Source organism: Jejubacter calystegiae (assembly GCF_005671395.1).
In the GTDB taxonomy this organism is placed as follows: Bacteria; Pseudomonadota; Gammaproteobacteria; order Enterobacterales; family Enterobacteriaceae; genus Jejubacter; species Jejubacter calystegiae.
Window position 1 is genome coordinate 2,099,563 of record NZ_CP040428.1, and the last position, 24,389, is coordinate 2,123,951.

General features: G+C 51.5%; 14 protein-coding genes and 2 pseudogenes. 6 read left to right on the forward strand and 10 right to left on the reverse strand.

The features are described from left to right. From FEM41_RS09675 to FEM41_RS24855, 6 genes and pseudogenes are all read right to left on the reverse strand, one after another. Positions 1–612, reverse strand: coding sequence for a response regulator (locus tag FEM41_RS09675; protein WP_138095777.1), 612 nt, complete (start codon positions 610–612; stop codon positions 1–3). Between the two features lie 95 nt (positions 613–707). Beyond that, positions 708–1,229, reverse strand: coding sequence for a cytochrome b (locus FEM41_RS09680; RefSeq protein WP_138095778.1), 522 nt, complete (start codon positions 1,227–1,229; stop codon positions 708–710). A gap of 72 nt (positions 1,230–1,301) precedes the next feature. Continuing rightward, the gene (locus FEM41_RS09685) at positions 1,302–1,985 is read right to left on the reverse strand and encodes a response regulator transcription factor (protein ID WP_138095779.1); all 684 of its coding nucleotides are present in this window, start codon (positions 1,983–1,985) and stop codon (positions 1,302–1,304) included. A gap of 184 nt (positions 1,986–2,169) precedes the next feature. Beyond that, on the reverse strand, positions 2,170–3,540 hold the full coding sequence (locus FEM41_RS09690; RefSeq protein ID WP_138095780.1) for a lytic polysaccharide monooxygenase: 1,371 nt from the start codon (positions 3,538–3,540) through the stop codon (positions 2,170–2,172). A 41-nt stretch (positions 3,541–3,581) separates the two neighbouring features. Next, a complete protein-coding gene (locus FEM41_RS24850; protein ID WP_138099155.1) occupies positions 3,582–4,952 on the reverse strand; it encodes a glycosyl hydrolase family 18 protein in 1,371 nt (456 codons plus the stop codon). A gap of 825 nt (positions 4,953–5,777) precedes the next feature. Beyond that, a pseudogene (locus tag FEM41_RS24855) lies at positions 5,778–7,058 on the reverse strand (glycoside hydrolase family 18 protein); the annotation flags it as partial. A 629-nt stretch (positions 7,059–7,687) separates the two neighbouring features. On the opposite strand from FEM41_RS24855, the gene FEM41_RS09705 reads away from it, so the two are divergent. From FEM41_RS09705 to ltrA, 6 genes and pseudogenes are all read left to right on the forward strand, one after another. Beyond that, positions 7,688–8,926, forward strand: a complete 1,239-nt coding sequence (locus FEM41_RS09705) for a hypothetical protein (protein ID WP_138095781.1) — start codon at positions 7,688–7,690, stop codon at positions 8,924–8,926. Positions 8,927–9,389: 463 nt separating this feature from the next. Further along, positions 9,390–10,196, forward strand: a complete 807-nt coding sequence (locus tag FEM41_RS09710) for a winged helix-turn-helix domain-containing protein (RefSeq protein ID WP_138095782.1) — start codon at positions 9,390–9,392, stop codon at positions 10,194–10,196. Continuing rightward, entirely contained in the window at positions 10,166–10,639 is a 474-nt protein-coding gene (locus FEM41_RS09715; RefSeq protein WP_138095783.1) for a hypothetical protein, read from the forward strand. Before FEM41_RS09710 ends, FEM41_RS09715 begins: the two co-directional genes overlap by 31 nt. Positions 10,640–10,766: 127 nt before the next feature. After that, entirely contained in the window at positions 10,767–17,381 is a 6,615-nt protein-coding gene (locus FEM41_RS09720; RefSeq protein WP_138095784.1) for an Ig-like domain-containing protein, read from the forward strand. A 188-nt stretch (positions 17,382–17,569) separates the two neighbouring features. Continuing rightward, positions 17,570–17,728 (forward strand): annotated as a pseudogene (locus FEM41_RS24860) (YacL family protein); the annotation flags it as partial. Between the two features lie 564 nt (positions 17,729–18,292). Continuing rightward, positions 18,293–19,777 carry a group II intron reverse transcriptase/maturase gene (gene ltrA, locus FEM41_RS09730; RefSeq protein WP_138095785.1) on the forward strand — a complete coding sequence of 495 codons (1,485 nt, stop codon included), beginning with the start codon at positions 18,293–18,295 and terminating at the stop codon, positions 19,775–19,777. Between the two features lie 95 nt (positions 19,778–19,872). Here ltrA and FEM41_RS09735 read toward each other — a convergent pair whose 3' ends face one another. The 4 genes from FEM41_RS09735 to dtnK all read right to left on the reverse strand — a co-directional run bounded on the left by FEM41_RS09735 (position 19,873) and on the right by dtnK (position 24,269). Beyond that, positions 19,873–21,081: an IS256 family transposase gene (locus FEM41_RS09735; protein WP_138095786.1), complete on the reverse strand. Its 1,209-nt coding sequence runs from the start codon at positions 21,079–21,081 to the stop codon at positions 19,873–19,875. 198 nt (positions 21,082–21,279) lie between these two features. Further along, entirely contained in the window at positions 21,280–22,044 is a 765-nt protein-coding gene (locus FEM41_RS09745) for a DeoR/GlpR family DNA-binding transcription regulator (protein WP_138095788.1), read from the reverse strand. 2 nt (positions 22,045–22,046) lie between these two features. Then, positions 22,047–23,033 (reverse strand): D-threonate 4-phosphate dehydrogenase, encoded by a 987-nt coding sequence (locus FEM41_RS09750; protein ID WP_138095789.1) that lies wholly within the window; start codon positions 23,031–23,033, stop codon positions 22,047–22,049. Continuing rightward, positions 23,034–24,269, reverse strand: coding sequence for a D-threonate kinase (gene dtnK / locus FEM41_RS09755; RefSeq protein WP_138095790.1), 1,236 nt, complete (start codon positions 24,267–24,269; stop codon positions 23,034–23,036). Positions 24,270–24,389 lie beyond the last annotated feature (120 nt).

Consider the following 24,389-nt stretch of genomic DNA (forward strand, 5'->3'; position numbering starts at 1 on the left):
TCAACTATCCAACCCGATTTTTTGCGCGTACTGATACAGCTCGAATTCTGATGTGGCGCCAAGCTTACGCATAGCACTGTTTTTTTGTGTGCTGATAGTCTGTTTGGAACGATTTACCAGACTACTGATTTCATTGACCGTCATTCCACGCAGGAGCAGGCGTACAACCTCGCTCTCTTTGGGCGAGAGGGCCTCTTTAACCGAAGGCGCCGTTTTCCCCGCTCTGGTGCGTGTTGGCATTTCACTGGTTTTCAGCGCAGCGATCAGTTCCGTCGACAGGCTGTTTTTGCTCAGTACCGCGTGGACGCCCAGGCGTGCCAGAGAGGCCAGCAGTGCCGGATTGGTTATCATGGTAACCACTATCACCGTACTGTCTGGCCACTGGCGTCGCAGATGTTGAATAAGCGCCCTGCCGTCAGGGTAGCGCTCTCCGGGCATACTGAAATCGGTAATAATAATATCCGCCGGTTGCTGTTGCAGTTTGTCGATCAACTGGTCAGTGGTGCTGGCTTCGTGCAGTACCTCATAACGCTCAGAGTGGGCCTGCAATAGCGTGCGTAACCCCAATAAATAGACGGGATGATCGTCGGCGATCAATACCGTTTTACGCATGTTGGCCTGTCTCCTGACGTCTGTATTCGATTGAACACAAAGTATAGCCAGGGAGCTCAGTCGGAGCGGGTCGGGCGGCTGTTATTGCTGAAAAATTAGCGCATTTTGTTCAGAATCTCTTTTTTACCCTGTCGTAAGTAGTTGGCGACAGCGGCAATGTGAATAACCAGGAGTACGCCCAGCGCCATACAGCTGATACGGTGTACCTTAAAAAAGAACTGATTAACTTCCGGTGATGAGAGAGGCTGTGGTACAGGGATAAGCCAAAACAGATGATAGCCTTTCTCCAGCATCAGAAAACCGCTGATTAAGACAATAAATATCGTCAGATAAAAGATCTCATGAATAAATGTCACCAGCTGTTTTTTGCGCGTCGAGATATACGATGGCCAGCCGACGGCGGGTCTGAAGAAACGCCATACGAAGCGGATAACCATAACGGGAGTGGCTATAGTGGCAAGTGACATATTTAGTTCAGAGAAAAAATCAAACCAGCGGCTTCCATCTAAACTATGAAGAATATATCCCATGATGGTTACGTAAATAATAATAGCAGCAACGCCCCAATGCAATAAGCGTGATAAAAAATCATAACGACAGGAAACGGCAGAAGTCATTTTTATTTAAAAGCCTCGAAGGATGACGGTAATCATATTTATTGCAGGTGACTCTCTGGCACCTGCGTAATATCAAATAGCAATATCAAACATTTGAGTTTGAGACAGCAGAAAAAAGAGATGACAGTCTGATGCTACTCCCAGCTTTTCCATAGCGCGTAGTTTATGGGCGCTGACGGTTTTGTTGCTCAGGTTGAGCTTTCCGGAGATCGCCGCAGGTGATAAGCCTTTACACAGCAGACGCAAGACGTCGATCTCTCGCGAGCTGAGCTCCCGTTCGCCCCGGGTAGCAGGCTGAAGCAGAGAGTTCAGTAAACTTTTTTCGATATAGGTCTCGTTATTCATCATGGCGGTGATAGTTCGCTCCAGCACCTTTTCACAGGTGTTATGGTTAATATAGCCAGAAGCGCCAGAATCCAGCGCGCTTCGGATGATGTTGGCGTTGTTATAAGGTGACAGCACCACTATTTTTAGCTGTGGGTATTGATTTCTGAGCCATTTTATTAGCGTAATACCATCTAGTTCGCTTAACGGCGTCTGGCTTTTATAAGTATTAAGGCTAAAACCCAATAGCAGGATATCTACGGGGTTATTGGCCAGCAGGTTTAACAATTCGGGGGGAGAGGCGGCATCACCCACAATATTAATGGTATGATGGTTGAAGTTCGGATTGATTTCCGGAAGGTTTTTCACCATCAATACTACACCGCGACGAATAATAGTATGCTCATCAGCAACGACGATATGGGTTGTCATGTACTTTCCTCAGATCGGGCCAGTAAAAATTACGATTGCTTCTGTGATGGGGGAGAAGATACCTGTGCTGATAAGACCTTTCTATCGTACCAGTAAGAAAAATCGCGAGGTGGTAGGTTGGTATACTGGTTTGAAGAAATGTCGGCCCGCATGTGACCGACATTGTAGGCGTTAAAACATTACGTTAGGCCAGTGAGGACCATAGAATATCTTTGATCTCAGGAACATCAGGAGCCCAGGTTTCGGTATAGGAGGGATGATCCTGAACGCATTTCCAGAGTTTACCTTTGTAGGTGACGATGTCCCCCTTCTTATAGGCCTCGTTGAGTTTCCAGGTCGGATAGTTGCCGCCGCTATCCTGACTCTTTGTTTGTATCGTTAGCACATTGCTGGGCACTGAGAGGCGGTTATGGCTATCCAGTGCGGCAACAAAATAGCGATACCGGGTATCGGGCGTCAGCCCTGTATCATTCCAGGTCTGGCTACTACCGGAAACCCGCTGTACCTCTTTACCTTCTCTGTAGATGATGTAACTGGCGATCGCCGCTTCCGGTAGCGAGGCGCCCCACATAAGACTGACGCTGGTGGCGGTTTCCCCCATACTGTGCAGATTACCCGGTGCCGTTGGCGGCGTATCCTCGCCCCCTAGGGTGGTCACCATAATGGTATTACCCGGTGCGGATTCGGCGCCATTTTCATCAATGGCGCTGACAAAATAGGTATAGCGGGTGTTTGGCTCCACGCTCTCATCCGTCCAGGTCAGCAGTGATGCTGCAACGTCGATGGTGGTAATACCGTTACGTGTAATGCGATAGGTGGTAATGGGGGAAGCGCCCGATGAGGCATTCCAGGCAAGCTTCACGCTCTTACCGGTTACCGTTTCTGTCCGTAGATTACCGGGAGGGGTGGGCAAATGATCCGGAATGTCTGATTTGACGAAATCGAGATCGATAACCTGATAAAAAGCATTACCGGTATCGGCAACTTCCCAGACGCCAAGCAGTACATGATATCCGCTGCGTTCCGGTAGCCTGATACTGTGTTTCGTTGGGTTAGCGGGTTTCAGGGCCGCGTTATGCTGCCAGAAGGGATCCAGCGTTGACTCCACCTGGGTAAAGGGCTTCGCTTCAAACTGATCGCGGGACAGAGGACGCGTCGAATCCCAGCCGGGTTTGGTAATAAAGTAGTTCCAGCGCCGGGTAAGGTGCGCAGCCGTAAAAAACCAGGAGATATCGATAGCATCGCCGCTGGCGACCTGTTTGCGCGGCCAGTTTTTCGTCGGGTCATCCAGAACCCGTCCGGCTTCCTGCCCGGCACTGGCGATTTTTCCGTCAGCCGGTGGAACGGCATTGGGAACATCATTAGGGGCGACTTTATCCGACAGACCGCCCTGGGTCTCCGGGAAGAATTTCCCCCCTTCACACTGATTGAGCGCACCTTCATCAATAAGGCCCATCTGGCGGGCGTTCCAGGCGCGTGAACCCGGATCGTAAACGTGTCCATGGTAGGGCGTTGGGCTTAATTGATCGTCAAAGTCTGATTGATACTGTGCCATATGTCTCTCCAGAAACGGTTTATGATGGGTTGTTCTCGTTATTACTGACGCTTCCACAGTGAGGTCGCTTTATCCGGACTCCAGAAGGCATTAGAGGTGTGCTGCATCACGCACAGCCAGGTGACGCCCTGCCAGCTTACTTTGCTGTTATCCGGGTACCATATATTGCCGTCCTGCCATGGGCTGTCTGGCTCGGTCGAGCCGCTGGTGCGAGCGGTCACCGCCGCGCTCAGCCCGGAGCTGACGCCCTGCATATTGGTGGCTTTTATCTGGTAGTTATAGGTCTGGTTCGGACTCAGTCCGGTATCGGTAAAGGGGGGCGCGGTTACGCTCTTAATGGCGGAGCCATCCCGGTATAGCGTGTAGTCGCGAACCTGGGTACGGGAAGGGGTCCAGTCCAGGGTGACGGAGTGGCTGGTAAAGCTGGTGACCCTGAGTCCGGTGGGAATAGCGGGCGGGGTTGGCTCTGGATCTGGCCCGGGTCCTGGAATCTCTCCTTCAGAGATCCAGCCATAACGCTTAATAAACTCCCAGTTATAGGGTTCACGATTGATATCGCTACCGGTATCCCAGTTGATGGACCAGGTCATCACGCCTTTAATGCCCAGACCCTGGCTATCGAGCCGCTGTAGCGCATTTTTCACGTGATCCGGATTAATGACATAACCGGTGCGTGCGGCATCATTGTTGGCGGGCAGGCCGATAGCGAATTTTTGGTGGGGAATCTTAATAAAGCCGCGGGTGCCGGTCACGATGCTCTCAGTCAGGTAGTAGAGAAACTCTTCCTTCAGTTCATCATCATCCTGTTTCAGATACCCGACACCATCGATCCAGAGCCCATCTCCTCCCTGATTGTAATACTGCGGGGCAATAAAGTTGTAGTCACCCTCGAGTCTCTGGATATAGGGTTCATAGTTTTGCCCGGTACGCAGATAGGGAAACTCTGGTGCCATACTGATAATGAAGTTTTTCCCTTTCTGGCGGTAAAAGTCCTTCACCTCTTTTAATGCCTGGGGAATCACTGTGGCATTATCTTTAGCGCTGATAGCATTTTGTTCCAGATCGATATCCAGCCCATCGAAGCCATAGGTTTCCGTAAGCTGGATAATGCGATCTTTTAACGCCGCTTTATCGCTATTTTGTAGCTCAATATGCGCATCGGCACCGCCCAGTGAGATCAGCACGGCGCGTCCCTGGGTGTGAAGCGTCTCTATCTGGCGGCGGAATTCCTCTGCTGTTCCCTTATAAGGTGCAAAATCAGGGATATGATCGCTCTGAGAGGCTTTCATAAAGGCGATGGCAATAACATTGTAAGCCGTCGGGATCTCGGTGAGTTCCAGATTTTTAAAGTACCCACCCCGGTAACCGCTGCCACCGTGAGTTTCCTGCGGCCAGTTATGCCAGAAGCCCATCACAATTTTCTTCTGGCTGATATCCGGGAACTGGCCGTTGTTATCAGACTGATCGGCACTGATTCTGACGGTAACCCGGTTACTGGCGGGTGACTGGTTACCTTTATTATCAGACGCAATCACCGTGTACTGATATTCCGTTCCGGTAGAGACGGCGCTATCGATATAGCTGTTATTCACCGTATTGGTAAGAATTGCCTGTTGGTTGCGATACAGGGTAAAAGTAAGACCCGAGCTGCGGCTGTTAACGGACCAGGTTAATTCTACCCGATGGGCTGGGGCCCCTGTCTGGGTAGCTGAGAGGTGTGGGGCGGGCAGCTCAACCGGTGGCTGTGATTGCTCCATCACTGAAAAGGCCACCAGAGGGGAGGTATGCGTTTTGCCCTGACGGTCAGTGGCGATAGCGGCAAGTGTATGCTGGCCGGTATTAAGTTGTGATATTTCTCCGTCATAATAGACTTCATCCTGAGTATTGCGTTTGGTTTTTGAGGCCGTTGCCGGATACTGTTGATTACCAACTTTGAAATAAACTGACGTAGGTGATTCCTGGGCTCGAACCGCTGCCCGAACCTTGATCGGAATTGAGGGGGGGAAGGCTTCGCCATCGCCCGGGGCAATGATGTTCAGACTGATGGGCTTGTCGATAATATCAGGAGAATCGTAAGAGAAAACCTGATCGATTTTATCCGCCAGTATTGAGGTGGCATCGTGGCACTCGACCAGCTTGCCGCCATGTACGGTGGTATTGGTGGTCAGGTTTTGCAGATCGCCGTAGGCAGTCCAGATAATCACGCCCGCCAGATTATTATCGACGACATATTTCGCTTTTTCGCCGACTGACCTTTCATTATCATAGCTCAGGAAATATTTCCCTTTGGTCAGATACGGGACTTTGGCGTTTTCATCCCAGTGATATTGCCAGCCGTCATACTCCCCCTCGCGGGTTTTTTGAACAATCATGGCGTAATTAGGGGTGCCATCCCATACGTTTAATGGCCAGTTGTCAAAGTCACCACAGGTGGAAATAGAACCATCGGGAGGAACGTTCTGTACCGACTTCACCGTTTTTTGATTTAATGCCGCGGTGCCGTCGGTAATAACCCCACGGCCATAAAAAGCGACGCCGGCATTAATTTTGCTTTCTTTTACCCCCCACTTTTTTAGCGCTCGAATCGTTTTGTCTAATGACGAGGCTTCATCGCCACCTTCCTGACCAGGATAGTTATATAATGGAGAGTTATGTCCGGCAATATTTGACCATCCACCATTAATATCATAAGTCATGATATTAAAGTAATCCATCGATTCATTGAGACGATGCCATTCAAATCCTTCGAGTAGTTTAATGGCGGTTGAGGTGGCAGCCGTAATGAGATGATCATTGCCAATTTCTTTTCGGATATCATCGACCAGAGTTGTGAAGTATTTAAAATCATCCGGGCTATGCTCGATAATATTCATGCCCAGACCATTTGGAAACTCCCAGTCCAGGTCGATCCCGTCAAAACCCATATTGATAAGTCTGCGACACTCAGCGACAAGTTTTTTTCGTTTTACAGGGTCTTTAGCCACGGACGGGAAGTGTTTGGACATACTCCAACCGCCCAGGGAGGCCATGACCTTAACGCCATACTGTTTTGCTTTTCTGAGCAGGCCTGGCGGGCCGTCAGGGTCTTCTATGGCCAGCGGAAAGTCGCCCGATTCGCCGGTGTTAGTATTTATCCAACCGCCAGAGTCGGCTGCACGATAACCCTGGTTCCAGGCATGGCTGCCTTCCGAGATATACCACAGAATTTGTTGGGCCCCAAATAAGATATAGCGGTCCCAGCTGCTATAAATATCGTCATGAATCAGGGGCGCTGGTTCCTGAATCTGATCGGGCAGGTGTATTTGCTTGTTGCGGTAATCAGCGCTGTGTAATGAACCGTCATGTGCTAACCCAAAAAATGAAAAATTCAGGATAGTGTATTTGGAGAAATCAATATTAAGTTGGTTATATCCCCCCTTAGGAACCAGGTTGGGTATTTCCTTCCATGCATCGTATTGTGTGACGTATCCGATTACTTGCTTCTGATGTTTCCGAAGAGAGCCTGTTGCTTTATTCATACATAGGACTCCTAGTTTTTATATGGATATTAGTTGCTGGTTTATTGTTACTGCTCCTGTGGTTTTAGCGATGGTGATGAATCCCTGCCTGTTAAGTAATAGATTAAAAATATTATTTTGCAATGCGGTTTTAATATGTCGTTGGTATGTAACGAGTAATAGATGTAATCAGTGAAGAGATGTTGTTTATTGTCTGGTGTGTTACGGATAATCTGAGTTTTTATATTTTACTGGAGGTGTTGTTGTTGTTTGATGTATAGTGTAGAGCTATGGGGGCTTTATGCTGGTATTTATATTTAATGTTCCGGTTAGTATAGGGGTATTGAAATATTTATGAGTGTCGGATCATGATATCACTTTCAGCTGATGATTTATTTAGATATTCATCAGATTTTCTATATGGCTGGGGACGAGTTGCCAGGCCAGGATAGATGCATCCGGTTAACCTGGATAATAAGTATCGACAGTTATTGCAGCAAAATCATATCTATGCTGTTTTAGTGGGCGCTTAGCCCACTTTTTTTATATGGAATATCCCTGTCGTCGTGAGCTATGGGCTCTTAGCTGGGGACGAAGCGCATTCGTGTCTATAGTTTGGGTTATGTGCCTTAAAGAGTCGGTTACCGGGAATGTATTTTACCTTACGCTGGATGCTGTTTTGCCTGCTATGGGGCGGGATGGCATTGCTGAGCCTGTCGAACCGTGACCCATGGAGTTTTTCTACGACGACGTGGCTTCCCGGCGGATTGCTGCTGGCAGTTCTGATGATGAGTCGCCTGAGCCTGTGGCCTGTCTGGCTCGTGACAACGTTGCTGTTACACACATTATGCGGTCTGTATTCTGGACGTCCCCTGATACTGGCTGCTCTGTTTGCTCTTTTTGATGCCTTCACGCTTCCTCTGTGCGCGCTGGCACTGCGCTATATTACCCGATGTGAGCGTTCAGGGGGGGTGAGGGAACCCCTGCTGGCATTAACGTCGCTCATCGCGATTGTTTTTGGCTCCGGTTTGTTATTGATGCTGTGCCTGAAGGTGCTGGGCGATGATATCTCACTTTTCCATTTAGTCTCCTGGTCGCTGGCGCTGCTGACGAGTATCCTGGCCTTCTGGCCACTTACTGACGCGTTGAATAGAGAGGGGAAGGCGTTGGTGGCTGGGGGAAGACGAAATATCCTGGCGACTGTGGGGATGCTGATGTTGTTGTTGATGCTGTTTTTACCTTCCTGGCGTCACCTGTCACCGATGCTTTATGGATTTAATCCGATTTGGTTAATATTCACAGGGGTATTGCTGCTGGCACTGGTTCTGGAGCCCCGGGTTTTGGGGGCGGTACTGCTGTTACAGTATCTGCTCGTGATCGGTACGACCTTGTATGAACGGGGTCTCTTCGTGGGCGGTGATGAACGCCCGCTGTCGGCCATCTGGAACGCGCAGTGGTATCTTCTGTTTTGCTCGTGGCTTGGTTTTACTACCAACCGCTTTGCCCGACATACGCGAAGGCTGAAGAATCAACTACAGCAGCGGGCTCGTATAGATAACGCCCTTGCGCCAGCGGCGGCGACAGCGCTATTTCGTCTTTACCTGACGGACCGACGATTAATCTGGCAGACGCCGCCGGATGCTTTCTTCGGTGATGAATATTCGGTGACGACGCTTTCGTTACTGGAGGCGCGCAGTGTCTCTCCCTTTGATGCAGACCTTGAGCTGTGGATTGCCGGAGGAAGAGAAGAGCCTTTCAGAACCAGGATCGCATTATTATTAGATGGCGCTATCGTACGCTGTCGAATGGTGCTGCTGGGGGGGGATAGTCGGGATGAGATACTGGGGGGGCTGGCCGTAGAGGTGGCGCATCCCCGGGGTGGTGAATAAGAAATTTCTTGTTGGGAGAGAGAATACTTCCCTTCCTGCCTGGAAAGACAGCCCGGATCGTCGAGGCCTCTTTTTATTTAGAATAAAATACGTATCCTTCCGTTTACTTCTTGACCACATCTAAGAAACCAAATAGATCCCACTTCATGGAGTTTATTTCCTGAACTCATGAATGTTGCATTTTTTCTGGAGGTGGCGAAGTGAGGCAGCATTTTCAATCATCGAACTTTTATTTCTGATGCGATACCTGATGATCTGATGCTTTTTTTCCTGATGGCATTATGATTTTACTCTGAAATGACTGTGGTGATAAGAAATGCATAATGAAAAGTGGCAGTATCATCATGAAATCATCAGGCATTGGTCCTGCGGTTATTGTTTCTAACATACTGCACTTTAGTTAATATCAATATTTAGATGTCCTTGTGCGTCATATATTGATTGTTATGAGTTAGGGTTTTTTATGACAACCAAAATCATTCCCTTGTCATCTCGGGTAACATTTCATTCAGAATGTTCCTGCCTGAAAGTTGAAAATGCACAGGATGTTTATTTGACGCCAGGTGAACGTAAGCTGTTGGAGCTGGTTCTCGAAGGAAAAGGAAGTAAAGAAAATGTTTTTGAGCAAATCTGGCTCAGTCGGGGAATCATTGTTGGCGAGTCGAGTTATCATCAGCTGATTAAGACTCTGCGCCGTAAGTTGCAAAGTGCGGGGTTACCCGCCACGGTAATTAAAACGCTACCGCGCTTTGGTCTCATCTATGTCCGACCTGATGATGGTGCGCCATATGTGGAAGCAGATGTGGAGAAAATAGATGAGGAAAGTATGCCGTCCGGTATTGCGCAATCATCAATGGAGGCATCAGTGGATATGGATGACCGCAGCCAGGTAGCATTTCCGTCTGAAGTTTCTGTTACCCCGATAACGGATAAGCACGAAGGAATGGGACGTCATGTGTGTCTTCCCAGATGGCTGATCGTCGCCTCCTGTACGCTGGCAGTTCTGTTACCGTTGTTGGTGCAGTATCTCTGGATATCCGGAGAAAGCAATTTCGCAGATACGTTGCAGGCCAGGGGAATCACTTATCATGCGACCAGTGAGCAATTACTTATTCCCAAAACGCTGGAAGATATCGTTGGAAAACCAGTAAGCGGAGTGCGGCATATTTACCTTGCAGCTAATGGGCCAAAGGTCTGGATTGCTCAGTGTCATAAAGAGATAAATCAGGAAAAAAACCAATGTCATTACAAAAACATATCTATTTATTGATTCTGAGCTTACTTTTAGGTGCGCTGTTGGCCGTTATTGTTTATTTTTGCAGGTTCAATCCGGAGGTGCCGCAGACACCTTGTAGTAGCACGATGAATAATGGTTTGTTTATGGATGATGATAATCGGCGTTATTCATTTAGCGGTGGTGTGACCTGGTGGCCGAAAGAGAAAAAAATAAGTTTTTTTGGAGTGAAAAAAGTAAATGAAAACCTGATAACCGTGAAGCGAGTCCTGTCACTGGATCAGGTTCAGCAATCCCACAATGTTATTAGCGCACGAGTAGCGCAAGTGAGTATTGCTCCAGGGGATTCTCTGGGGAAAAATGCAGTGATGTTTAGCGGTAAAGGCGATTCCATCATGATGATGTTTAAACGTTTAAATCATAATTCATGGTTGTTGATGTTAAATGACAACTGGATTTTGATGTGTGCAAATAAATAAATGTCCCTGACAGGGAGAGGTGTCTATTTATAACCACTCCTGTCCCTTTCCTGACAGGAAGGCGCCTCTTTACGTTTTGATTTTATTGTTTTCATTTATTTTTTATTAGGTTATTCGGAATAATCAAATGACTCATGATGCCCTGGTGATACGTCAGCGTATATTCGGCTGGATAACGCTGTTGCACTATCTCTTCTCTCTGATTTTGTTCTCTATACCCGTTACCAGTCGCGCTAATACCCCTCAGCATAAGCTGATGGGCGATAATGCCCATCGGTACGTGCTTTATCATAAGGCAAACGACAAAAGCTGGCAGGCGGTACAGCGTGAGCTGGCACCCCAGATTACCGATTTGTCCGGCTGGCAGAAAAATCTGGCGCAGACCTACGGCCTGGTGCTGGGTGAGTGGCTGTTGTTACCCGATGAAAATGCCGCGACCCGCCGTTATCCGGCGGTGACGCTGCAATTTATCGGTGAGAACGAAGATCCGGGCGATATCGCCTTTAAACATCGTCTTTCTGTTGAACAGTTGCGTAACCTGAATCGTGATGTGAAGGCGCCTGCCAGGCTGGCGGAGCTTCGCGGTCAGTGGGTGATTGTGCCCGCTGATCGCCAGATTGCCGGCACGACATCACCGCTAGCTGCCGACGATAATGCGCTGCGTGACAAAATGGCGGCATTATGGGGTAGCGCCCAGCATAGCGGTGCCGGAAACGCATTGCGTGATGCGGCAAGCAGCAGCGTGGATGCCGCGCTAACCCAGGAAGTGGAAGACTGGCTTAACCGTACCGGTGGTAAAGCGCGGGTGACGGCCAGTGCAGGTCTGGGAAAAAATGCCTCGCGTGACTTTGGCATGGATTACCTCTGGCCTATCGCCGTATGGCAGGACGATATCCTGTTTACCCAGATGAGCGCCCACCGCTGGAATGAGCGCAATATCCTGAATGCCGGGATTGGCTGGCGCCACACTTTTAATTCCCATTTGATAGTGGGGAGTAACCTGTTTTTTGACCAGGATATTACCCGCCATCATAGCCGGATGGGCCTTGGCGGAGAGGTCTGGAGCGATCGCATTCGTGGCTCAGTCAACTACTATCTGCCGGTTAGTGACTGGCGCCATTCGAAGGACAGTACCTTTAATGACTCCCCGGTTCGTTATGAACTCTATGAGCGCGCCGCCCGCGGCTGGGATATGAACGTCGAGATGGCGGTATCGCAGCATCTTTCTGCGAAGGCCGGATGGTTTCAGTGGTATGGCGATAAGGTGGATGTCACGGGCAGCCGCAGCGAAGCGAGTCGCAACCCTTATGGCATGACGCTGGGCATGAACTGGCAGCCGGTTCCTCTGGTGGGTATTAATGCGGAGCATCGCATGATTAGCGGCCAGCGCGATGATTCCAGGGTGGGACTGAATTTTAAATGGGAATTCGGCCGTACCCTTTCCCAGATGCTCGATGCCTCCAGCGCCTCGGCGATGCCGTCGCTGATGCAGTCGCGTACCGAATTTGTCATACGTAACAACAATATTGTGCTGGCCTATAAGCAGAAAGAGAAAGATCTGCGCCTTTATTTTGATCCGACGGAAAAAAGTGCGAAGGCTGGCGTGCCTTTTAGCCATCAGGTAAAAGGGGGCCGGGGTGGTCATGTGGTCTATAGCAGCTCCGACGTCGCTTATGCCAGTGTGGACGCCAGCGGCCAGGTGACGCCGCTGCGCCGTGGCGAAGTGACCATTACTGCCACGGAATATGCCGGTATTCAATCCGGTACGGTACAGGGTAGTGCCCGCTATCGTCTGACGATCCAGCCTGGCGATTTCGCGCCTTCGGTCAGCGATGTGGTGATTAACGGCAGCGCGCAACTCAATAGTGAGCTGACCGGCAGCTATACCTATATCAATAACGAAGGTGAAGACGAGGAAAAGGCAAAGACGCAACTGCGCTGGTACCACAAAGAGAGCGGTGAGGTCGTACAGGAAGGCTCAATGACCTATCGGGTTCGCCCGACCGATATGAACAAGACGCTGGTATTTAAGGTTACCCCGGTGAATAAGCACGGCGTTGCCGGTAAACCGGGAATGGGGGAGATAGCCGGGCCTCAGGCGATACTCTCTGATATCTATATTGATCACCTACTGGCCCAGGGGGAAATTCGCCCTGATGGCAGTATTAAGTTCCACAATGGCGTTAAGGGGGGCATGTTGCTGGCCGCCAGAGTGGTAGACGAAGAGGGTAAGCCACTGGCGGACCAGCAGGTTTACTGGCAAAGCCGTAACACGCTGGGTGCGCTGGAAAACAATAGCGTGCGTAGCGACGCCAACGGCGTAGCGCTGGTAAAAATCTCCGGGATTGTGGCAGATGGTCAGGATGAAGCTATCGCCTCCCTGGCGCCGATGGCGAGCACCGGAAGTACGATGCAGGCGAATGTGGCATCGCAGAAACTCGATCTGCGGGTACTGTTTGCTCACCCGGAAAAGCTGACGGTTACGGCCCAGCCTGTGGGTGATGTGGTGGTGGCCAGCCGCAACAAATTTACCGTACGGGCCAGCGATCAGGACGGGGCGCCGCTTACCGGTAGTCCGCTGGTGTGGAAGAGCAACGGCGTGGTGGTTGAAAACGCCACTACGGATGAGAAAGGGGAATCGACGGCTGAGTTGGAGGCGCCAACAAGCACTGCAACGGAGTGGAAAGTCTCGGCTGAATTACAGGGAAGCCGTGTAGATGCTCAACCGCTGCGTCTGATGGCCGGTGAAGTGAGCGGAGTGCAACTTGAGGTGCCGCAAAGTGCGGTTGCAGGTAGCGGTAGCGCGGAGGTCAGCGCTGTTCTGAAAGATCAATACGACAATCCGGTTGCCAGCCGTAATAAGGCGATCGTCTGGAAAATTAGCAACGGACACTTTGTTGAGGGCAGTGACAGCGGTAACAGCGATGCGCAAGGGCGGGTTAGCGCTCAGGTCGCGATTCCTGACAGTGCGCCACAGACCATTACGGTGGGAGTAGGGGAGCAGTCGAAGCCGTTGCAGATTGTTGTGGGTGACGTGCATAGCGTGACGCTGGAAACCGACAGTAAGAACGTTGATGCCGACGGTGAAACGCCGGTAACACTCACGGCCATTGCCCTGGATAAGAGCGGTAACCCCGTTGCGAATCAGGCCATTGAATGGGACGTTAGCGATTCGGCACTGGTGACGGAGCAGCATGATGCAACCACCAATGCCAGTGGTAAGGCGCAACTGACGCTGAAAGCGAAGACCGGGCTGGTCACCGCGAAGACGTTGAAGGTGACGGCAACGGTAAATGGTCATGGCGACGAGCAGAGCATCAACCTGGTGCCGCTGCCGGTTAGCCTGGTGGTACTGAAAGCGGATAAAGAGAGCGTGGCGGCGGATGCCAGCGAAGCAGTGACCTTTACCGTTACGGCGCAGGATAAAAACGGACTGGCGACGCCGGGCCAGACGGTGGGCTGGACGGTCAGTGAGCCGGGGCTGGTCACTGAAACGGCACGGATTGAGACGACCGGCGCAGACGGTAAGGCACAGCTGACGCTGAAAGCGAAGACCGGGCTGGTCACCGCGAAGACGTTGAAGGTGACGGCAACGGTAAATGGTCATGGCGATGAGCGGAGCATCAACCTGGCGCCGCTGCCGACAAGCCAGGTGGCACTGAAAGCGAATAAAGAGAGCGTGGCGGCGGATGCCAGTGAAGCGGTGACCTTTACCGTCACGGCGCAGGATAAAAACGGACTGGCGACGCCGGGCCAGACGGTAAGCTGGACGGTCAGCGAGCCGGAGCTGGTCACTGAAACGGCGCGGGTTGAGACGACCGGCGCAGACGGTAAGGCGCAACTGACGCTGAAAGCGAAGACCGGGCTGGTCACCGCGAAAACGTTGAAGGTAACAGCCACGGTAAATGGTCATGGCGATGAGCAGAGCATCAACCTGGCGCCGCTGCCGGTTAGCCTGGTGGCACTGAAAGCGGATAAAGAGAGCGTTGCGGCGGATGCCAGCGAAGCAGTGACCTTTACCGTTACGGCGCAGGATAAAAACGGACTGGCGACGCCGGGCCAGACGGTGGGCTGGACGGTCAGCGAGCCGGGGCTGGTCACTGAAATGGCGCGGGTTGAGACGACCGGCGCAGAGGGTAAGGCGCAACTGACGCTGAAAGCGAAGACCGGGCTGGTCACCGCGAAGACGTTGAAGGTGACGGCCACGGTAAATGGTCATGGCGACGAGCAGAGCATCAACCTGGCGCCGCTGCCGGTCAGCCAGCTGAATCTGGAAGCGGATAAGCATAACGTGGTGGCAGATGCCAGCGAAGTGGTCACTTTTACCGCGACGGCACAGGATACGAACGGGCTGGCTGTACCGGGCCTGGCCGTAAACTGGGTTATCGAAGAACCCGATCGGGTGACCGAAGTGGCGCGGATTGAGACCACGGATAACAGCGGTAAGGCACAACTTAAACTGAAGGCCAAAACCGGACTGGTTTCCGTGCATGAGCTGAAAGTCTCGGTGTCTGCTGGGGAATTCCATCAGGAAGAAACCATTATCGAACAGCCACTGCCAGTGGATTCGGTACAGGTTACGACGGAAAGCGGAACCACCATCGCCGATGGCGAAAAGCAGGTTGTCTTTACCATGACGGCTAAGGACAAAAACGGGCTCGGGCTGTCTGGTGTGAATATTGGCTGGACGGTTGAGACTCCTGAACTGGCCAGCGAAGTGACGAAGGATTCTCATACCGATGGAGAGGGCACCGGTCAGCTAACGCTACAGGTGAAGCAAATCGGCGGTACGCTGAAAGTGAAGGCCACGGCGAACAATAAATCGGGAAGCGGTCAGTTACTGCTTAGTGGGATTCCGGTTATCGGGTCGGTGACCATTCCAGAAAGAAACAGCGTTGGCAGCCAGTTGAAGCCGGAAATTAAGGCTCAGGATAACGGCAGTGGCCCGCTGACCTACACCTATCAGTGGATGCACAAGGATGAGTGGATCACGGGGGCAAACGGGGAGACCTATACCCTGCAGTCCAGTGATATCGGCAAGCAGGTGTTCGTTCAGGTTGGTGTTAAAAATATCAATGAAACCTGGGGGCAGTACGTATCCAGTAATAAAACGGCTCCGGTTACCGGAGATATAAATAGCGCGCGTCTGGAGCCTATCACCGTGGATAAAGCCAACCCGAACATCGGTGAGAGCGTGGCGTTAACCACGAAGGTGAAAGATAGCTACGGGAATGTGCTGTCAGGTGTGGTGGTGAGCTTCTCAAGTAACTATCCGGCCTGGATGACAATCACCCCCGAAAATGGCGGAAAGACGGATGCTCAGGGTATCGCGAAAGCCAGCGCAAAGATTACCGCAGGTAAGGAATATAACGCGATGGGCAACTATACCCTGACGGCGACACTGGCGAATGGTCAGCACGCTGAAATGGGGGTGATCTATAAGGCTGATACAGCCAGTGCGCGTCTGGATCCCATTACCGTGGATAAAACCAATCCACACATTGGTGAAAGCGTGACGTTAACCACGAAGGTAAAAGATAGCTACGGGAATCCGCTGTCAGGCGTGGCGGTGAGCTTCTCAAGTGACTATCCGGCCTGGATGACAATCACCCCCGAAAATGACGGAAAGACGGATACTCAGGGAATTGCTAAAGCCAGCGCAAAGATTACCGCAGGTAAGGAATATAACGCGATGGGTAACTATACCCTGACGGCGACACTGGCGAATGGTCAGCACGCTGAAATGGGGGTGATCTATAAGGCTGATACAGCCAGTGCGCGTCTGGGGCCCATTACGCCGAATAAGGATAATCTTTATATCGGCGAAGTTGTAACGTTCACGACGACGGTAACGGATGCTTATAAGAATCCGTTGTCGGGAGTGACGGTGGATTTTTCCAGTGGCTCTCCGGTATTGATGGTTGTAACGTCCGATAATAGTGGTAAGACGGATACCCAGGGTATCGCCAAAGCCAGCGCACGGATTATCAGGGGAAAAGAAAAAGGAGCGATGGGTAACTATACCCTGATAGCGCAGCTGGAGAATGATCAGCGTATCGAAAAAGAGGTGATTTATAAGGTTGACGCCAGCTCGGCGACCATACAGTCGCTAACGCCAGATAAGCCTAAACCCCAGGTAGGGGAGACAGTATCTCTGGAGGCGTTGGTGACAGATAAGTACGGGAATCCTCTGTCAGGAATACCGGTAACCTTCAGCAGTAATTATCTGACCTGGCTGAACATGTCGCTGTCCGGGACAACAAATGAAAAGGGTATTGCGTCATCAACGGCGAAAATTAAACCGGGCCTGGAGGCAGGTGGTCAAGGGAGTTACCGTTTTACGGCACAGCTGAACAATAGTGATGCAGGCAAAAATACCACCGTGGACTATGAAAAGTGGGTGCATATTGCACAATATAAGGTGTACAACACCAGCTTTTTTATGACTGCTGAGTTTCAGGCTTATGTGGTGGATGGTCTGGGGAAAGCGGTTCCTGGTATTGAAGTGTGTTTTAAAAGTAAAAAACTGGGAGGCGGGCAGAACTCGGATGTTAATACATTGGTGTTCAAGAGAACAACTGATTCGGAGGGAGTGACCCCAATGGTTAAAGAATCATTATCTTCTGTAACTATGTATATCTGCGGTAATCCATATAGTGAGTCGTCTGTAACGGTAGGTGATGACAATACTGATTGGAGAGCCGCTCCCTCTGACTGGCTGAGTCGGTGGACAAAATTATAAAGCCGTAAGAAACACGTGGAATATGTGTGTCATTAAGCCAGAGGCCAACGCCTCTGGCTTTTTTGTATATAGAAACCCCCCAGCCAGGCTGGGGGTTCCGTGAAGCTTTCAGTTATATAAACCCCTTTTGATTGGTTAAAACACCTTGCGGTCTGGCAACTGCAAGGGTTAAACAAGAAATCAAAAGGGTGCGGGCCAATCAGCTCGACTTTTCTGGCGACGAGATCGAAGAAGGGATGAGCGACTACGATGAAGAGAGTCTGACCCTGTGCGGGGTCGAGGACCCTGTAAATAATTCTGTGGTGCGACACGAGGCTGTTCCTGTGATTGTTTCAGCCAGTATGTAGTAATAAGTGTGAAGAAACCTGCTGTCTCACCAGCAGTTCCCTACCCGGCTGTGCGTTGAGAGTAATTTCAGGGTTCAAAGCGTCGGGGACCACGTAGCCACGGATTATCCGTAAGAGCGAGCCGTGAGGCTCAATCCGAAACTGCCAGCCGCAGGCGGTGAAGGCGCAAGGGATGAGGGCATGGTCAGCATAAGCAAACCCCGATAAGCATCGTAATACTTAAGGAGCCAAAGCGGCTGTCAGGCTTCAGCCAAAAGGCACGCGAGCAGGTATGCCCTCTCACAGATGGGGTATCGTGAGTGTTGTATCGCCGGTGTTAGCGGGGGACCTGTCCCCTCGAGTCACAGGAACGGAACGTGGTAACCCCGTACAACTCCGCAAGGTAGTGAGTTCGTGAGGACAAACAATGGTTGTGCGGGAACGGGACGCCGGAAGAAGCGAATGATCGGTTGTAATGACCGATATACGGTTTTTTTTTTTTTTACCGACCTGAAAAGGGGCTGACGTCCGGTGGGTCTTCTCTGGCGAGAAAGTCTGGAAAATCGACATTATGAGGGAATGCAAATGACGCAACAGGCCAGAAGCCAGTGCGGTGCACCTTCAGCATCATCTCTGTGGTCATCAATTGACTGGCAACAGGCTGAGGATGATGTATTTCGCTTTCAGATGCGTATCGCTAAGGCAACCAAAGCACAGCGCTGGACTAAAGTGCGTGTGCTCCAGCGGCTTCTCACCCGATCCCATCAGGCGAAACTGCTGGCTGTAAGGCGCGTGACATCGAACCGGGGACGTAACACGCCGGGTATAGACGGAACGCGATGGATAAATCCGCAGCAAAAGTGGCATGCGGCTATGGAGTTGTCCTGCCGGGGCTATCGGGCACGACCTTTACGACGTATACATATTCCCAAAAAGAACGGTAAAACAAGGCCGTTGGGGATCCCCACTATGCATGATCGCGCCATGCAGGCACTCTTTCTGTTAGCAACAGAACCCGTGGCTGAAAACACAGCCGATCACCATTCGTATGGTTTTCGACCAAAACGCTCAGCCGCAGACGCGATAGAACGGTGTTTTGTGGTGCTGGCGCAAAGGTCATCAGCACAGTGGATCCTCGAAGGGGATATTAAGGGCTGCTTTGATAACATCAGCCACGACTGGATGTTAAGGCATCTCCGCATCGAGCGTAAGATACTTGCACAATGGCTGAAAGCAGGCTTTGTTGAGAAAGGACAGCTTTTCTCCACTGTAGCAGGAACGCCGCAGGGCGGCATTATCTCCCCCTGTCTGGCTAACGGTGTTCTGGACGGTATGGAATCAATGCTGAAAAGCATGACGAGACCTGCCGACAAGGTTCACATGGTCAGGTACGCCGATGATTTTGTGATAACCGGAAGTTCGAAAGAGCTACTGGAAAACAGGATCAAACCGGCGGTAAAGACATTCTTGCGGGAAAGAGGGCTGACACTGTCTGAAGAAAAAACCGCGATCGTTTCGATATCACAGGGATTTGATTTTCTTGGTTTTAATATTCGTAAATACGGCAGGAAACTGCTGATAAAACCAGCGAAAAGCAGTATCAAATCTTTCCTGAACGTTATTCGAAAAGAGATTAAGGTCAGTATAGCTCTGCCCACAGTAGCACTAATAGGTCTGCTCAATCGTAGAATAATGGGTTGGGTAAACTATTATCGGCATGTTGTGGCAAAAGCGGTCTTCAGTAAAATCGACACTGCCATTTTCTGGGCTCTTTATCGCATGATAAGGCGGAAACACGGCAAGAAATCAAAGCGTTGGCTTTACCGAAAGTATTTTGGTAGCAGAGGGCTGCGTCGCTGGATCTTTCACTCGGTCTGGCGCACGAAAAACGGCGAAGTCAGGGGTATCAACCTGAAACAGGCTTCTGCGACACCCATCAGGCGTCACAGACAAATCCGTTCAGCCGCCAATCCTTACGATGTGGAATACGTCGATTACTTTAAAGAGAGAATGCGGAAATATCCTCCACAAGAGGAAGTTGCCGGGTCAGGAATTTATCTGGCTTTGTGAAGGCCTGAGCCGTGTGCGGGGAAACCTGCACGCACGGTTCTGAGGAGAGGGAGTCGCAGAAATGTGGCTCTCTTATCCGACTAACTGCCATCGTGTTAAAGGTGATCGCTCAGGCGGTCACCGAACTCAATAATAAAACGGCTCATCGCCAGCCGCCAGTTCTGGATCGGCATGCTCCATTTTTTCGATGCCGACTGGATTGCCAGATACACCACCTTCCGCACCGAGTCATCCGTCGGGAACACCTTGCGTTTCTTTATGGCGGCACGGATAACGCTGTTCAGCGATTCGATGGCATTCGTCGTGTAGATAGCTTTTCGGATGTCAGCCGGATAGCCGAAGAACGTATTGAGGTTTTCCCAGTGCGCACGCCAGCTTTTGCTGATTTGCGGATATTTGTCATCCCATTCTTCTGCGAACGCATCCAGTGCCATCAGCGCGGCAGCTTCTGTGGGGGACTGATAAACGGCTTTCAGCCCGCCCGTGACCGCTTTGTAGTCTTTCCACGCCACGTATTTCAGGCTGTTACGCACCATGTGGATGATGCACAGCTGGATGTGAGTCTGCGGATAGACGCTGTTTATCGCATCCGGGAAGCCCTTCAGGCCATCCACGCAGGCAATCAGGATGTCCTGAAGGCCGCGATTTTTAAGTTCCGTCAGCACGTTCAGCCAGAACTTTGCACCTTCATTTTCAGCCAGCCACATCCCCAGAAGCTCTTTCCGGCCTTCGGTATTGATGCCCAGCGCCAGGAACACCGCTTTGTTAATCACGCTGCCGTTCTGGCGAACCTTAACAACAATACAGTCCATATAAACAATGGGATAGAGTCCATCCAGCTGGCGATTCTGCCATTCGGCGACCTGCTCTTTAACTGCATCCGTGACTTTTGAAATCAGGGCAGGTGACACATCAGCATCGTACATCTCTTTGAACGTATCGACGATTTCCCGTGTGGTCATCCCCTTGGCGTACAGGGACAAAATCTGGCTGTCCATCTGCGTGATACGCGTCTGATTCTTCTTAATCAGCTGAGGCTCAAAGGTATTTTCCCGGTCGCGCGGCGTGTTCATCTCGATTTCACCGTCGTCGCACAGCAGCGTTTTTGAAGAATAGCCGTTGCGGGTGTTGGTGCCGGTTTTAGGGGCGTTTTTCTCGTGCCCGAGGTGGTCAGTCAGCTCTGCATTGAGTGCCGTTTCAACGGTCAGCTTCGTGAGCATGCGGGAAAACTGATTGAGGTCGGCCTCAGTTTTGAGGCCTTTGGCCAGCTCAGCTGCGAGGGCTTTAAGTTTCTTCTCGTCCATAATTTGCCTGTCTCCGTTGTTGGAGTGAACATATCAAAAACAGGCAATTACACAATTTTAATTACAGTCTCGGGTCGAGGACTTTCTTCAGGTGCTGTGCGCTTACCGACAGTTTGTGATGGGGCGTTAGTCCCGCTTTTTTCACCTCTGTCAGGCCGGGGGCGTACTCCCCGGCTCTTCCCGCTGCTGTCCTGACGTTTAATGATCGGAAATGATTAACTGGCTGGGCATCTGAGCCAGTTGTTCACGGATGCTCTCTTCCAGTTGCGCATCCGTCACGATATCGGTCAGAGAATTCAGATGGGCGACATTAAACAGCGACCATGCGCCATATTTTGAGCTGTCTGCCAGTAGCACCCGGCGTCTGGCATTGGCTATCAGATCGCGTTTTAACCCCGCCTTTTCTTCCGTGGGCGCCGTAATCCCTTTTTCGATGTCCCAGCCGTTACAGCTTAAAAATGCAATATCCGGCCAGATATTCTGTAGCAGCTTACGACCATGCTCGCCAATACAGGACTGGCTGCTCTCATCGATACGCCCACCAATAATCGTCACTTCTATCTGCTTAAATTCCGAGAGAAACAGCGCGATGCGCAGATCGCTGGTAATGACCCGCAGCGTCAGATGTGTCAACTGGCGGGCCAGTTCCATCATGGTGGTGCCGGCATCCAGCACGATGGTATCTCCGGCCTTAACCAGACCCGCCGCCGCCCTGGCGATGGCGCGTTTTTCCACGATATTACGCTGCATTTTTTCATGCGTGGTCGGCTGAGAAGGGATAAACCGGTTAAGCGTCACGCCGCCATGGGTACGGCTGATAACGCCTTCTTGATCGAGCTTAATCAGGTCCCGGCGAATGGTTGCCGGGGAAGCCTGAGTGACCGCCACTAATTGCTCTACTGTGACCAGATTTTGCCCTTTCAGGTAATCCATGATCTGTTCTAACCGGTTATATCCTTTCATTTTTAATCCCGCGTAATTTGCATCGCTAACTGGATAGACACGGCCATGCTTTCAGACCTGGCCTTGCCTGTCCAGGCAATATCAAATGCCGTACCGTGATCCGCTGAGGTGCGGATAAAGGGTAATCCGGCAGTGATATTCACTCCGTCATAAAATCCCAGTAATTTTAGCGGAATATGGCCCTGATCGTGATACATCGCGACCACCATATCGTACATCCCTTCATGGCACTGCATGAACACCGTATCGGGTGGGCACGGACCGGCGACATTCAGCCCTTTAGCCCGCATGGCTTCTACGGCAGGCCCGACAATCTTGATCTCTTCATCACCGAACAGGCCGTTTTCCCCGGCATGGGGATTGACCCCTGCGACCGCAATACGCGGATCCTGATAACCGACGCGCCGCAGGAAGCTGTCGGCTATCTGAATTACGGTTTTTACCCGCTCTTCGCTTAGCGTATCAAGGAATTTGCGCAAAGCGATGTGGGTGGTGACGTGGATGACTTTCAGTTTATCGGTGTACAGAACCATGGCGTAGTCTTTGCTGTCGGTCAGATGGGCCAGCAGCTCGGTATGTCCGGGATAGTGATGCCCGGCCAGGTGTAACGCCTCTTTATTGAGCGGCGCGGTGGCGATCGCGCTGACTTTCCCTGCCAGGGCCAGCGCCGTGGCGCGTTTAATACAGCGATACGCCAGATCGCCAGCCTGCGCCTGTACCACGCCGGGCTTTAACGACCCGGGGTCGGCCAGCGCTTCGTCTATCACGTGGATGACGCCTGGGGAGAATTGGGCCTGGGCGACATCATCGATAATCCGTAACTCTACCTGTGGCGTGATGTTCAGCGCCAGCAACCGCCGTAGCGTTTGCGCGCATCCGACCACCACCACCGGCGAGCCAGAAAGCTCGCCTTCCGCCAGCGATTTGATAATGATTTCCGGGCCGATGCCGGCAGGGTCACCCATAGTAACAGCAATGATATTATTCACTCATCTCTCCTCAATAAAATTCAGTACCTGAAGTAAGGTGGCCTCGTCGCCAAATCCTCCCGCTTTCGTCATCACCGGACGCTGCCAGAGGCCGCCAGCAAAGCGACCGTACGGCACGCACTGTGCGACGCAGCCGGTGATCCTGAATCCCCTGGCCCCCAGTGCTCCGGCAACTGCAGAGGCGACATCTCCCCCTGACAGATACAGCGCGTCGGGTGTGACAGCCTCAAGGACCTGGCGCGTCAGGGTTCCCAAAAAATGGCAAACTTTTTCGCCAAGCTGGGGGCGAGTCAGCTGCCAGCGTGCGCAAAGCCCGGGGATCCGATGGCGTGCTTCACGATCCGGACAGGTATGGACAATACAGTGCCGACCGGATGACAGAATGTTTATAATCTGCTGCAGGTAATGCGTCGGCGAACCGCAAAGGACATTTTCAATATCAATGACCAGGCTCTCCGCTCTGGCGTTTCGGCAGACGGTGGCGATTTGTCGTTGCGCGACTTCGCTCATTGAACCCACCATCGCCAGTAAACAACGTGGCGAAGTATTTACGTGCTGCCGCGCCAGCGCCTGGCAAATTCCCGCAGAGCCCACCAGTAACGGGCGCTCCTTTTGCGCCAGAGCCTGGGTGGCGATGGTATCCAGGCAGCCATCGGTCTGCGCATCCACCACCCAAATTTCCGGGCCATCCGACGCATACTGGTTCAGCCTGTGGCTAAACTGGCTCAGCGACATCGACTGGCAGGGAATCGTCGTTTGCGCCTGCAATAGCAGGCCGATATCGGCGCTGGCGACCGGGGTTTTCGGGTCGCTGGCAAATTCGGTTTCCGTGACGGGAACGCCGTTTATCAGGCATTGCCCCTGTACTGTTGTGCGTCCTGCATCAGGAAAGGCCGGGGCGACAATCGCCAGCTGTTTTCCGGTCGATAGCATCATTGCTTCCAGCTCTGCGCCTGGATTGCCACGCAGCGTGGAATCTATCTTCTTCAGCAGTAGCTGATGTGGATTGCTGTAGCAATCATGAACCAGCGCCTCAATGCGTGAAGCGGCGTGCCGTGCGGCAAGCGCCCGGCTATCGCTGTTCACCACCAGCACATCGGCATTGCCGTGATAGGGCAGTTCAAAAGCGACATCGACCCGCAAACCGGTGCACGCCAGGCTGACGCCCGCATCATTACCACCGGTAAAGTCATCGGCAATCACTACGATTTGAGGCGTTGTGAGTTTTGTGTCCATCCCAGCTCCGGATCATCATATTTCAGATTTGATTATATTCAATCACATTTGATTAAATGTGAGCAAGTTCAATTTATTCGGTCAAGAGATAAACTATAAAGTTACGCCATGATGCGATTG